Annotated in this window: 9 protein-coding genes and 2 rRNA genes (1 of these 11 cut by a window edge); 6 read left to right on the top strand and 5 right to left on the bottom strand. The window is 63.0% G+C overall.

Annotated features, from left to right (window positions below):
- Both ACAM54_RS22815 and rrf read left to right on the top strand, forming a co-directional pair.
- Positions 1–2,183 (top strand): 23S ribosomal RNA (locus tag ACAM54_RS22815) (it extends 690 nt beyond the left edge of the window).
- Between the two features lie 128 nt (positions 2,184–2,311).
- Positions 2,312–2,424 (top strand): 5S ribosomal RNA (gene rrf, locus ACAM54_RS22810).
- A gap of 109 nt (positions 2,425–2,533) precedes the next feature.
- Here the strand turns inward: rrf and ACAM54_RS22805 are convergent.
- The 5 genes from ACAM54_RS22805 to hppD all read right to left on the bottom strand — a co-directional run bounded on the left by ACAM54_RS22805 (position 2,534) and on the right by hppD (position 8,151).
- On the bottom strand, positions 2,534–3,463 hold the full coding sequence (locus ACAM54_RS22805; RefSeq protein ID WP_369649014.1) for an MBL fold metallo-hydrolase: 930 nt from the start codon (positions 3,461–3,463) through the stop codon (positions 2,534–2,536).
- Entirely contained in the window at positions 3,464–5,155 is a 1,692-nt protein-coding gene (locus ACAM54_RS22800) for an AMP-binding protein (protein WP_369649013.1), read from the bottom strand.
- Positions 5,156–5,300: 145 nt separating this feature from the next.
- Positions 5,301–6,179 carry a phenylalanine 4-monooxygenase gene (gene phhA, locus ACAM54_RS22795; protein ID WP_369649012.1) on the bottom strand — a complete coding sequence of 293 codons (879 nt, stop codon included), beginning with the start codon at positions 6,177–6,179 and terminating at the stop codon, positions 5,301–5,303.
- 15 nt (positions 6,180–6,194) lie between these two features.
- The gene (locus ACAM54_RS22790; protein ID WP_369649011.1) at positions 6,195–6,995 is read right to left on the bottom strand and encodes a transporter substrate-binding domain-containing protein; all 801 of its coding nucleotides are present in this window, start codon (positions 6,993–6,995) and stop codon (positions 6,195–6,197) included.
- Between the two features lie 28 nt (positions 6,996–7,023).
- Positions 7,024–8,151 (bottom strand): 4-hydroxyphenylpyruvate dioxygenase, encoded by a 1,128-nt coding sequence (hppD, locus tag ACAM54_RS22785; protein ID WP_369649010.1) that lies wholly within the window; start codon positions 8,149–8,151, stop codon positions 7,024–7,026.
- Between the two features lie 152 nt (positions 8,152–8,303).
- Here hppD and ACAM54_RS22780 point away from each other — a divergent pair, with 152 nt between their 5' ends.
- The 4 genes from ACAM54_RS22780 (at position 8,304) to lnt (ending at position 12,173) form a co-directional block, all read left to right on the top strand.
- Positions 8,304–8,777 (top strand): Lrp/AsnC family transcriptional regulator, encoded by a 474-nt coding sequence (locus tag ACAM54_RS22780; RefSeq protein ID WP_028254383.1) that lies wholly within the window; start codon positions 8,304–8,306, stop codon positions 8,775–8,777.
- A 110-nt stretch (positions 8,778–8,887) separates the two neighbouring features.
- Complete coding sequence (locus tag ACAM54_RS22775; RefSeq protein ID WP_025569549.1) at positions 8,888–9,616, top strand: GNAT family N-acetyltransferase; 729 nt, start codon at positions 8,888–8,890, stop codon at positions 9,614–9,616.
- 89 nt (positions 9,617–9,705) lie between these two features.
- On the top strand, positions 9,706–10,584 hold the full coding sequence (locus tag ACAM54_RS22770) for an HlyC/CorC family transporter (protein ID WP_015867524.1): 879 nt from the start codon (positions 9,706–9,708) through the stop codon (positions 10,582–10,584).
- Positions 10,584–12,173 carry an apolipoprotein N-acyltransferase gene (gene lnt, locus ACAM54_RS22765; RefSeq protein WP_025569552.1) on the top strand — a complete coding sequence of 530 codons (1,590 nt, stop codon included), beginning with the start codon at positions 10,584–10,586 and terminating at the stop codon, positions 12,171–12,173. The genes ACAM54_RS22770 and lnt overlap by 1 nt, the downstream gene beginning before the upstream one ends.
- The last annotated feature ends 13 nt before the right edge of the window (positions 12,174–12,186 follow it).

The raw sequence follows: 12,186 nt of genomic DNA, 5'->3' as shown, positions 1-12,186 counted from the left end.
GGATGAAGGTGCCGTAACAGGTACTGGAGGTCCGAACCGACTAGTGTTGCAAAACTAGCGGATGAGCTGTGGATAGGGGTGAAAGGCTAAACAAACTTGGAAATAGCTGGTTCTCTCCGAAAACTATTTAGGTAGTGCCTCAAGTATTACCTTCGGGGGTAGAGCACTGTTTTGGCTAGGGGGTCATGGCGACTTACCAAACCAAGGCAAACTCCGAATACCGAAGAGTACAGCTTGGGAGACAGAGCACCGGGTGCTAACGTCCGGACTCAAGAGGGAAACAACCCAGACCGCCAGCTAAGGTCCCTAAAATTGGCTAAGTGGGAAACGAAGTGGGAAGGCTAAAACAGTCAGGATGTTGGCTTAGAAGCAGCCATCATTTAAAGAAAGCGTAATAGCTCACTGATCGAGTCGTCCTGCGCGGAAGATGTAACGGGGCTAAGCCAGTTACCGAAGCTGCGGATTTGCAATTTATTGCAAGTGGTAGGAGAGCGTTCTGTAAGCCTGTGAAGGTGCGTTGTAAAGCGTGCTGGAGGTATCAGAAGTGCGAATGCTGACATGAGTAGCGTTAAAGGGGGTGAAAAGCCCCCTCGCCGTAAGCGCAAGGTTTTCTACGCAACGTTCATCGGCGTAGAGTGAGTCGGCCCCTAAGGCGAGGCAGAGATGCGTAGCTGATGGGAAACAGGTCAATATTCCTGTACCGATATATAGTGCGATGTGGGGACGGATCTTAATAGGTCATCCGGGTGTTGGATATCCCGGTTTAGTTGGATGTAGGCGTGCATTAGGCAAATCCGGTGCACATATACCGAGGCCAACGATCGAGCGAGCTTGCTCGCGAAGTGACTGAACGAGGTTCCAGGAAAAGCCACTAAGCTTCAGCTATATACGACCGTACCGCAAACCGACACTGGTGCGCGAGATGAGTATTCTAAGGCGCTTGAGAGAACTCAGGAGAAGGAACTCGGCAAATTGACACCGTAACTTCGGAAGAAGGTGTGCCCTATTAGTGTGTAGTGAACAACGAAGCATGAATGGGTTGCAAAAAATCGGTGGCTGCGACTGTTTATTAAAAACACAGCACTCTGCAAACACGAAAGTGGACGTATAGGGTGTGACGCCTGCCCGGTGCTGGAAGATTAAATGATGGGGTGCAAGCTCTTGATTGAAGTCCCAGTAAACGGCGGCCGTAACTATAACGGTCCTAAGGTAGCGAAATTCCTTGTCGGGTAAGTTCCGACCTGCACGAATGGCGTAACGATGGCCACACTGTCTCCTCCTGAGACTCAGCGAAGTTGAAATGTTTGTGATGATGCAATCTCCCCGCGGAAAGACGGAAAGACCCCATGAACCTTTACTGTAGCTTTGTATTGGACTTTGAACAGATCTGTGTAGGATAGGTGGGAGGCTTTGAAGCAGGGTCGCTAGATCTTGTGGAGCCAACGTTGAAATACCACCCTGGTGTGTTTGAGGTTCTAACCTAGGTCCATTATCTGGATCGGGGACAGTGCATGGTAGGCAGTTTGACTGGGGCGGTCTCCTCCCAAAGCGTAACGGAGGAGTTCGAAGGTACGCTAGTTACGGTCGGACATCGTGACGATAGTGCAATGGCATAAGCGTGCTTAACTGCGAGACTGACAAGTCGAGCAGATGCGAAAGCAGGACATAGTGATCCGGTGGTTCTGTATGGAAGGGCCATCGCTCAACGGATAAAAGGTACTCTGGGGATAACAGGCTGATACCGCCCAAGAGTTCATATCGACGGCGGTGTTTGGCACCTCGATGTCGGCTCATCTCATCCTGGGGCTGTAGCCGGTCCCAAGGGTATGGCTGTTCGCCATTTAAAGAGGTACGTGAGCTGGGTTTAAAACGTCGTGAGACAGTTTGGTCCCTATCTTCCGTGGGCGCTGCAGATTTGAGGAAGCCTGCTCCTAGTACGAGAGGACCGGAGTGGACACACCTCTGGTGTATCGGTTGTCACGCCAGTGGCATTGCCGAGTAGCTAAGTGTGGAAGAGATAACCGCTGAAAGCATCTAAGCGGGAAACTCGTTTCAAGATGAGATCTGCCGGGGCCTTGAGCCCCCTAAAGAGTCGTTCAAGACCAGGACGTTGATAGGTCAGGTGTGGAAGCGCAGTAATGCGTTAAGCTAACTGATACTAATTGCTCGTGCGGCTTGACCCTATAACTTTGATCAATCAGATCAAGGTGTTATGCCAAGTTGACGCATTCAAAATAATTCGCCAAAAGCTGATTCCAAACTCTATGAATTCGTTTGCCTGATCATGTGATCAGACAGACAACAAGTTATGCCTGATGACCATAGCGACGTGGTACCACTCCTTCCCATCCCGAACAGGACAGTGAAACGCGTCAGCGCCGATGATAGTGCGGGTTCCCGTGTGAAAGTAGGTCATCGTCAGGCTCTTACAGCCAGGAAAAGCCCAACACGGTGTGTTGGGCTTTTTTCTTTGCAGCTTTTAAAAGCGCGTCATCTTTCGGTGACGCGCTTTTTTTATTCCAGCGGACAAAGATCAGATATTGCGGATGCCTGAGGAGTCCATCTCCGCCGCCCCTGCGCCGATCAGCTCGTGCAAGACGTCTCCGGCCAACTGCGCCAATTCCGCATCGGCAAAGAAGCGCGAACGAACGATATCCAGATACGGCGTGCTGCGAACCCAGGCTTCCCAGTTCTCAAGGGCAATGGACTGCACCTCCAGCAGCTTGAACTTCATCAGCACCTTGATGGCGTGCCGCGCGTGCTTCACGGGATCGCGCTGAAGACCCTCGAGTCGGCGGCGCGCCGTGGCCAGGGCTTTGTCGACATCGCCGAAGATCGGGCCATGGCCGGGGATTACCTGCAGCGGCCCCAGCGCCTCGATCCGATCCAGCGTCGCAGCCATATCGCCGAACGCCGGTTCGCCCGCAAGCTCAGGAAAGGCAACGCCAAAGCCGTTCTCCCACAGGGCATCCGCCGAGATCAGCGTCCGTGAAGCGGGATCGAAGAGGATGATCGAGTGGGGATCGTGGCCAGGCGCGCCATGCACCTGCCACGGACTGTCGCCGAGCATGCATTCGGTCCCAGGCTGCAGGAGCCCGGTGAGCCGGAATCGCGGGCAGATCTGTCCCGTCGCTAGAAAACTCAGCCCGCGCTCATCCCACCGTTCCACCAATGCCGCCTCGCCGGGTGGAATGTCCGTCCGGATCGCGGGGTAGCGCTGCTGCAGCGCCGCGTTGCCGCCGCAATGGTCGCTGTGCAGATGCGTATTCACGATGCGGTCGAGCGGCTGGCCGCCCAGCGCGGATTCGACCAGTGCAAGTGTCTGATCGGCATGCGTGCTGTACCCGGTGTCGACCAGCGCGGTCTCGCCGGCCCCGATGAACAGGATGTTGTTCGACGACAGCCAGCCGCGCTCGAAGACCAGGAGATTCGCCGGCAGCCCGGCCGCGGCGAGCTCCTTCATTCAGGCGCCCGCGCTGGTGCGCAACTCGCGCCGCAGGATCTTCCCGACATTGGTCTTCGGCAGCGAGTCGCGGAATTCGATGTGCTTGGGCCGCTTGTAGCCGGTGAGTTGTCCATTGCAGTATTGCAGCACGGCCTCTTCGGTGAGCGCCGCGTCCTTGCGCACGACGAAGACCTTGATCGCCTCGCCCTGCTTTTCGTCCGGCACACCGACGGCCGCGCATTCGACGACGCCAGGACAGAGCGAAATCACGTTCTCCAGTTCGTTCGGAAAGACGTTGAAGCCGCTCACCAGGATCATGTCCTTCTTGCGGTCGACGATGCGGCTGTAGCCGTCCTCCTGCATGACGGCAATGTCGCCCGTGCGCATGAAACCATCGGACGTGAAGGCGGCCGCGGTTTCGGCGGGCTGGTTGTAGTAGCCGGTCATGACGTTGGGCCCCCTGATGCAAAGCTCGCCCGGCGTACCGATGGGCAGGGAGTTGCCTTCGTCATCCTTGATGGCGATCTCGATGCTCGGTAGCGGCAAGCCGATGGTGCCTGTGAAGCTGGTGTTCGACACGGGGTTGTTGGTGCCGATCGCGCAGGTCTCGCTCATGCCCCAGCCTTCGATCATCGGGCAGCCGGTGGCCTCGAACCAGCGCCGCGCCGTGCCTTCGGAGGCAGCCATTCCGCCCGCCTGCGAAACGAACAGCGTGGAGAAATCGATCGACTTGAACTCGGGATGCATCAACAGCGCATTGAAGAGCGTGTTCACTGCGGGCAGCATGTGGAAGGGGCGCTTCTTGAGTACTGCGATGAACTTGTCGAAATCGCGCGGATTGGGGATCAGCGTCATGTGCGAGCCCTGGCGGATGACCAGGAGGCAGAGCGTGAGCGCGAAGATGTGGTACAGCGGCAGCGCCGCGATGCTGTTGACCTTGGCCAGGTCGCCCGCCCGCGACAGCGCCGGCGTGAACCAGGCCTCCGCCTGCAGCGTGGCCGCGACGATGTTGCGGTGGGTCAGCACCGCGCCCTTGGACAGGCCCGTCGTGCCGCCGGTGTACTGCAGGAAGGCGATCGAATCGAGCGTGCTCTGGTCCGGCGCCGGCGCGCGTCCGCGTCCCTCCTCGATAACCTTGGAGAAAGGCGTGACGCTGCGGCCGTTGCCCAGGGGCAGCTTGTACGGCGGCACCATCTTCGCCAGGTGGCGGACCGCCACCGTGATCCAGGCGCCATAGAGCCCGCCGAGCAGGTCGCCCATCGAAGTGACGACCACGTGCTTGACGGGCGTGCGCTCGATCACCTGTTCCAGCGTTGCGGCGAAGTTCTCGAGAATGACGATGGCCGTGGCGCCCGAATCCTTGAGCTGGTGCTCGAGCTCGCGCGCCGTGTAGAGCGGATTGACGTTGACGCAGGTATAGCCGGCGCGAAGCACGCCGCACATCGTGACGGCGAACTGGGGCACGTTGGGCAGCATGATGGCGACCCGTGCGCCGGGCTCGAGGCCCAGCGACTGCAGCCATGCGCCCAGGGCCTTCGACAGGGTGTCGAGCTCGCGATAGGACATCCAGCGTTCCATGCAAACCGAGAACGGCCGATCGGCATAGCGGGCGAACGCCTCGTCGAACATGTGGGGCAGGGACCGGTACTGCCCGGGGTCGATCTCGTGCGGCACGCCGGCCGGGTAGTTCTGTCGCGCGGATGTCTGCATGCAAGCTCCTTTTGCGCGGATTGTGGGAGCCAGACACATCTGGCCGCCAGCGGGCTTGTCCTAGGAGCGGTGCATGCGCTGTCGCGCATGCGATAGCGCGCGGCAGCGCATGCTTGCCGCGGCAGTCAGGTTTTGGGGAACGACTTCAGGCCTGGCCGGACTCGCCCGACAGCAGCACCCCGGCCGGAATGTCGGGCAAGGCGTCGAGCGCCTGGTAGAGCGGCGTGAAGTCGGGTGCCGTGAGGTCGAAGAGCTGCGCGAAGCTCTCGATCACGAAGTAGTTGCTCTGGTAGGTGTCGATCTTGTAGCGCGTGCGCATGGTGCGCAGCAAGTCGAGCGGCAGCCGGTGCGGCTCGCCGCTGCGCACGGCATGCTCCAGTTCACCGACGGAGCTCAGGATGCCGGCGCCGTATGCGCGCAGGCCGTCCGGCTGCCGGATCAGGCCGAACTCGACCGTGTACCAGTACAGCCGCGCGAGCTTTTCGCCTGCGCCGAGCTCGTGCGCCTTGATGCCCCCCTGGCCATAGCGTTGCACGTAATCGGCAAAAACAGGGTCGAACAGCATCGGCACATGGCCGAACAGATCGTGAAACACGTCGGGCTCGACGATGTAGTTGAACTCCTCCGGCTTGCGGATCCAGTCGGTCACCGGAAACTTGCGGTTCGCAAGCAAGCTGAAGAACGGCAGCTCGGGAATCAGCCCCGGCACCGCGACGATCTCCCAGCCGGTGGCGCGGTGCAGCCGCTCGTTGATTTCCTCGAAGCGCGGGATGCGGTCCTTCACGCCCAGCAAGGGCAGCGCCTTGATGAATGCATCGCAGGCCAGGCCCGGCAGCTGCGCAGCCTGCCGCTCGTAGAGCCGCTTGTAGGTCTCGTGGTCGGCCGGCGTGTAGCTGGCCCAGTCCTGCGGGCAGGTGTAGTCGGCAAGCACCGCCCCGCCGCGCGAGTAGTCGCCGCGCGGCGGACGGTCCGAAGCGCCGTAGACGGCGGGCGTGGCGACAGCTGCTGCTGCAGGGGTGTCCATAAGAATGCTCTCTGATTACTTGAGCCAGCGGTCCATCACGCGCTGGAAGTCGCCGCCGGCTTTCTGCAGGTGCAGCCATTGGTCGACGTACGCCTTGAAGGCCACGTCGTCGCGCGGCAGCATCCAGGCCATCTCGCCGTATTGCAGCGGCTTGTCGGGATTGATCGCGCACAGGCCCGGCTTGAGCTTCTGCTGCGTGATGGCCTCGGCGGATTCGGTCACGAACACGTCGGCGCGGTTGGCCAGGATCTCGTCGAAGATCGTCACGTTCTCGCCGTGCAGCGTGAGCTTGGCCTGCTTGAAGTTGGCGCGCGCAAAGCGCTCGTTGCTGCCGCCCGGATTGAAGATCACCCGGGTGGAAGGCTTGTCGATGTCGGCCACGCTCTGGTACTTGGCGACGTCGGCGCAGCGCGCAATGGGCGCCTTGCCGTTCACCATGTAGGGCGCGCTGAAGAAGGCGCGCTTTTGCCGGTCGGTGGTCACGGAAACGCCGCCCACGGCGATGTCGCACTTGCCGGCGCTGAGGTCGGGCAGCAGGTTGGCCCAGGTGGTCTTGACCCACTCGGGCTTCGCGCCGAGGCTGGCGCTGAAGCCCGTCATGAGATCGACGTCGATGCCCTCGAACGTGCCGTCGGCCTTCTGGAAGCTGAAGGGCTTGTAGTCGCCCGGCGTGCAGACGCGCAGTGCCGCCGCCTTCTGCACCGTGTCGAGGTGCGAGCCTGCCGCGGGGGTGGCCGGCGCCATGGCGCAGCCCGAAAAAAGAACAACGGCGGCTGCCGCGGTGAGGGTCAAGCCGATCGAGAACGTGCTGCGCATGGAGGCTCCTGGCCAGTGAAAAAGGCGCTTATTTTGCGGCCGACAGCACGCCGCGGCGCATCTGGTCGAGCTCGATGCTTTCGAACAGCGCCTTGAAGTTGCCGTTGCCGAAGCCGTCGTCGCCCTTGCGCTGGATGAACTCGAAGAAGATCGGGCCGAGCTGGTTCTCGCTGAAGATCTGCAGCAGCAGTGCGTCCTTCTTGCCATCGATCAGGATCTTGCGCTTCTGCAGCTCGGCCACGCTTTCGCCGTGGCCGGGAATGCGCTTGTCGACCAGCTCGTAGTAGGTGTCGATGGTGTCGAGCAGCTTGACGCCGTTGGCGCGCAGCGCGTCGACGGTCTCGTACAGGTTGTCCGAGCCCATCGCGATGTGCTGGATGCCTTCGCCGTGGTACATGTCCAGGTACTCCTGGATCTGGCCGGCCTGCTCCTTGCCCTCCTCATTGATGGGGATGCGGATCTTGCCGCAGGGGCTGGTCATGGCCTTGCTCTTCACGCCGGTCACCTGGCCCTCGATGTCGAAGTACTTGATCTCGCGGAAGTTGAAGAGCTTCTCGTAGAAGCCGGCCCACACGTTCATGCGGCCGCGGTACACGTTGTGCGTGAGGTGGTCGATGTAGGTCAGGCCGTTGCCCTTGGGCGCCAGCGCATCCTGCGAGGCCACGCCCGGCAGCGGCTCGAAGTCGACGTCGTAGAAGCCGATGTTGCCGATGTCGCCCGGCTTCGCGCCGTTCTTGCCAGGCCAGCGGTCGACCAGGTAGATCAGGCTGTCGCCGATGCCCTTGATGGCGGGAATGTTCAGTTCGCCCGGACCCGCCTTGTCGGCAAAGCCCCAGGCGCCGAGCGAGATCGCGCGCTCGTAGGCCTGCTTGGCGTCCTGCACGCGGAAGGCGATGGCGCAGACGCTCGGGCCGTGCTCGCGCGCAAAGCGCTGCGCGAACGAATCGGGCTCGGCGTTGACGATGAAATTGATCGTGCCCTGGCGGTACAGCAGCACGTTCTTGTGGCGGTGCCGTGCCACGGCCTTGAAGCCCATGCGCTCGAACACCTTGCCCATCGCGACCGGATCCGGTGCCGCGTACTCGATGAATTCGAAGCCGTCGGTTCCCATGGGGTTCTCCCAGGGCGTGAAGGGGGGCGCGTCGATGTGGCTCATGGGGGTCTCCAGAAATGGGTTCGAACGAATGAAAAGCGAACGGGTGGGCGGGAACGACCAGTGCTGCACTGTAGAGCGGATGCCACTCATGTTTTCAGCGTTTTTGGGCGCCAGGGAGGGCGGCTACGCAGTAAAACTGCGAAAATAACGAAATGGAAGCACTCGACAAGATTGATAGGCTTATTCTGCGCACGCTGCAAGCAGACGGGCGCGCCACCTACGACCAGATCGCTGAGCAGGTCAGCCTTTCCCCGAGCGCCGTGCTCCGGCGCGTCAAGCGGCTGGAGGAGAGCGGCGTCATCGACCGCTACGTCGCGCTCGTGCGCCCCGAAGTCATCGGCCTGGGCCTGACGGCCTATCTCAATGTGCGCCTCGAAAAGCACACCGAAACCCACAAGCGCAACCCGATGGACCTGTTCCGCGCCAGCGTGCAGACCTGGCCCGAAGTGGTCGAGTGCGCCGCCCTCACCGGCGACATGGACTACCTGCTGCGCGTGGTGGTCGCCGACATGGGGCACTACAGCCGTTTCATCATGGACACCCTGCTCAAGCACCCCAGCGTGGAAGATTGCAAGACCAGTTTCGTGCTGGACCGTGTCAAGGCCACAACAGCCGTGCCGGTTTAGCCACCCCAATGGTTGCGTGAACGACACGCCCCCTGGTATTGATTAACGAATGTGGCCCAAAAGTACCCCTGCTGGCTTGGTGTTTAAGGGAAAACCCTTATATTTGAGCCATGCTTACCGCCAAGACCCTCCTGAAGGCGTCTCTCGGCCTCGGCTCTTTCCTGAAGGCGCCGATGGTTGAGGCGCAACCACGCGCGGCCTCCTCGCCGCCACCCGTCATGGTGCCGATCCGCTCGATCGGCCCGCGCGAACGCGACCGCATCGCGCAGCACCTGCTCGCGCTCACGCCGCACGACCGCTACCTGCGCTTCGGCTACGCCGCGGGCGACGAACAAGTGCAGCGCTATGTCGACGGGCTCGATTTCGAGCGCGACGAACTCTTCGGCATCTACAACCGCCGGCTCGACCTGATCGCCATGGCCCACCTGGCGTTCGCGCCGGACGAGCAGCACAGCGACTGCGCCGAATTCGGCGTGTCGGTGGCCGCGCATGCGCGTGGCCGCGGCTATGGGGCGCGTCTCTTCGAGCGGGCCGTGGTCGTGGCGCGCAACGAAGGCGTGGGCATGCTGTTCATCCATGCGCTGAGCGAAAACGCCGCCATGCTGAAGATCGCCCGCAACGCCGGTGCCACCGTGGTGCGCAGCGGCTCGGAATCGGAGGCGCACCTGCAGCTGCCGAGCGCCACCTTCGACAGCCGCATGAGCGAAATCGCGCTCGAGCAGTACGCGGCGGTCGACTACCACCTCAAGACCCGCGCCAAGCAGTTCTGGGCCTTCCTGGCCAGCCTGCAGGAAGTGCGCAGCGGCATGCGGGACGCGCGCAGCAAATCCGCGCCCTGAGTACCCGGAAACGGCTTGTGACGGCCGCGCGGTAGAGCCTGTCACGCGCAATCCGGTATCCTTGTATCTCTTCAACTACGCCTCCCGCAGTGGCCGACCCTCACCCTGAACGCGCACCCGTCGAACGGGAAGACAAGCGCGGCTTTCTCCAGAAGCTGGCCGAATTCATCCATCCCGGTCCCGACTCGCGCGACGAGCTGATCGAAACCCTGGCCGATGCCGAGGACAACGAGGTGATCGGCGCCGAATCGCGCGTCATGCTCGAGGGCGTGCTGCGCATGGCCGACATGACGGCCGGCGACGTGATGGTCGCGGCCCCGCGCATGGACCTGGTGAACATCGACGCGCCCTTCGACGCGCTGCTGCACCTGGTCATCGACACCGCGCACTCGCGCTTCCCGGTGTACGAGGGCGAGAAGGAAAACATCATCGGCATCCTGCTCGCGAAGGACCTGCTCAAGCTGCAGCGCGCGCCGGGGCTCAACATCCGCGCGCTGCTTCGGCCCGCGACCTTCATCCCCGAGAGCAAGGGCCTGAACGACCTGCTGCGCGAGTTCCGCGGCAACCGCAACCACCTGGCCATCGTGATCGACGAGTTCGGCCGCGTGGCCGGCCTCATCACCATCGAGGACGTGCTCGAGCAGATCGTCGGCGAGATCGAGGACGAGTTCGACATTGCCGAGGACGAGGGCGACATCTTCGGCCTGGCCGACCACACCTACCGCGTCTCGGGCGACACGCCGATCGAGCGCGTGGCCGAGGCCTTCGGCATCGTCTTCGACGAAGAACAGCTGAGCGAAGACTTCGACACCATCGGCGGGCTCATCGCGCACGAGATGGGCCACGTGCCCAAGCGCGGCGAGCACCACGCGATCGGCGGCTTCGACTTCGTGGTGCTGCACACCAAGGGCGGGGCGGTGCGCTGGTTCAAGGTGTCCCCGGCCCGCGGCAGCGACGCGGCCGACTGATGCCGCTGCCGGCAGCGGCCACGCTGCGCACCTCACCCGCCTTTTCCGCCGTGGGCCTGCTGCGCCTGCTGGGCTTTGCCTTCGCGGGCCTCGCGCAGGCCGCGGCCATTGCCTGGCCCGCGAACGGCCGGCCGCTGTGGTGGCTGCAGCTCTTTTCGCTGGCCGTGCTCGTCGGCCTGCTGGACTGGCTGCGCGCCGAAGGTGCCGGCTGGCGCCGCGCCGGGCTGCATGGCTGGCTTTTCTCGACCGCCTGGCTCACCGGCAGCTTCTGGTGGCTCTTCATTTCGATGCACACCTACGGCGGGCTGGCGGCGCCGCTCGCGGCCATTGCGGTGCTGCTGCTGGCGGCCGCGCTCGGGCTGTATTACGCAGCGGCCTGCGCCTGGTTCGTGGTTCGCGGGCCGCGCGGGCCGGTGGCCGGCGCGCTGGTGTTCGCCGCGCTGTGGACGCTGGCCGAGCTCGTGCGCGGCAGCTGGTTCACCGGCTTCCCCTGGGGCGCGGGCGGCTATGCGCATGTCGAGGGGCCGCTGGCGGCCTGGGCGCCGTGGATCGGCGTGTACGGCATTGGCGCCGTTGCCGCGCTCATGGCGGCGCTTGTCGCACTGACCCGGCCCGTGCGCAGCATCGCGCTCGCGCAGGCCCTGGTGCTTGTCGCTGGCGGATTCGCCACGCCGCATCTCGTGGCACCGCTTTCCGGAGAGGTGCAGGGCGCCAAGGGGTCGAGCGGCAAGCTGCAGCTCGCACTGCTGCAGGGCAACATCCCGCAAGACGAAAAATTCATTCCCGGCGGCGGCATCGACCTGGCGCTGCGCTGGTATGGCGAACAGCTGCGCGATGCCAAGGCCTCGCTCGTGGTGACGCCCGAAACCGCGCTGCCGCTGCTGCCGCAGCAGCTGCCCGCCGGCTACCTGGAGGCGATACAGGCGCGCTACAGCCAGGGCACGCAGGCCGCCATCGTCGGCCTGCCGCTGGGCGGCCAGGGCACCTACAGCAACGCGGTGCTTGGCTTCCAGCCCGGCGCGGCGCAGCCCTACCGCTACAGCAAGCACCACCTCGTTCCGTTCGGCGAATTCATTCCGCCGGGTTTTCGCTGGTTCATCCGCATGATGAACATCCCGCTCGGCGACTTTGCGCGCGGCGGCCTGGCGCAGGCGCCCTTTGCCTGGCAGGGCCAGCGCATTGCGCCGAACATCTGCTACGAAGACCTGTTCGGCGACGAGATCGGCGCCAACTTCAAGGACCAGGCCACGGCGCCGACCATCCTGCTCAACGTGAGCAACATCGCGTGGTTCGGCAACTCGGTGGCCATCGACCAGCACCTGGCCATCTCGCGCATGCGCTCGCTTGAATTCGCGCGGCCGATGGTGCGGGCCACCAACACCGGCGCCACGGTGGTGATCGATGCAGAAGGCCGCGTCACGCACCAGCTGCCGCGCCTTACGCGCGGCGTGCTCGAGGCCTCGGTCGAAGGCCGCACGGGGCTCACGCCCTATGCGCGCTGGGTGGCGCCCTTCGGGCTGTGGCCGATCTGGATCGCGGCGATTGCCGTGGTGGCCATCGCCTTCGTGCTGCGCCGCCGCCGGGGCTGACCCGGCGGCGCCA

This window comes from Variovorax sp. V93, from assembly GCF_041154485.1.
Lineage (GTDB): Bacteria > Pseudomonadota > Gammaproteobacteria > Burkholderiales > Burkholderiaceae_C > Variovorax > Variovorax beijingensis_A.
This window is presented reverse-complemented; position numbering and strand designations above follow the sequence as displayed.

Coding starts and splice junctions, on each gene's coding strand:
- ACAM54_RS22805 (WP_369649014.1), bottom strand. CDS start 3,463: ATGAAGGAGCTCGCCGCGGCCGGGCTGCCGGCGAATCTCCTGGTCTTC.
- ACAM54_RS22800 (WP_369649013.1), bottom strand. CDS start 5,155: ATGCAGACATCCGCGCGACAGAACTACCCGGCCGGCGTGCCGCACGAG.
- phhA (WP_369649012.1), bottom strand. CDS start 6,179: ATGGACACCCCTGCAGCAGCAGCTGTCGCCACGCCCGCCGTCTACGGC.
- ACAM54_RS22790 (WP_369649011.1), bottom strand. CDS start 6,995: ATGCGCAGCACGTTCTCGATCGGCTTGACCCTCACCGCGGCAGCCGCC.
- hppD (WP_369649010.1), bottom strand. CDS start 8,151: ATGAGCCACATCGACGCGCCCCCCTTCACGCCCTGGGAGAACCCCATG.
- ACAM54_RS22780 (WP_028254383.1), top strand. CDS start 8,304: ATGGAAGCACTCGACAAGATTGATAGGCTTATTCTGCGCACGCTGCAA.
- ACAM54_RS22775 (WP_025569549.1), top strand. CDS start 8,888: ATGCTTACCGCCAAGACCCTCCTGAAGGCGTCTCTCGGCCTCGGCTCT.
- lnt (WP_025569552.1), top strand. CDS start 10,584: ATGCCGCTGCCGGCAGCGGCCACGCTGCGCACCTCACCCGCCTTTTCC.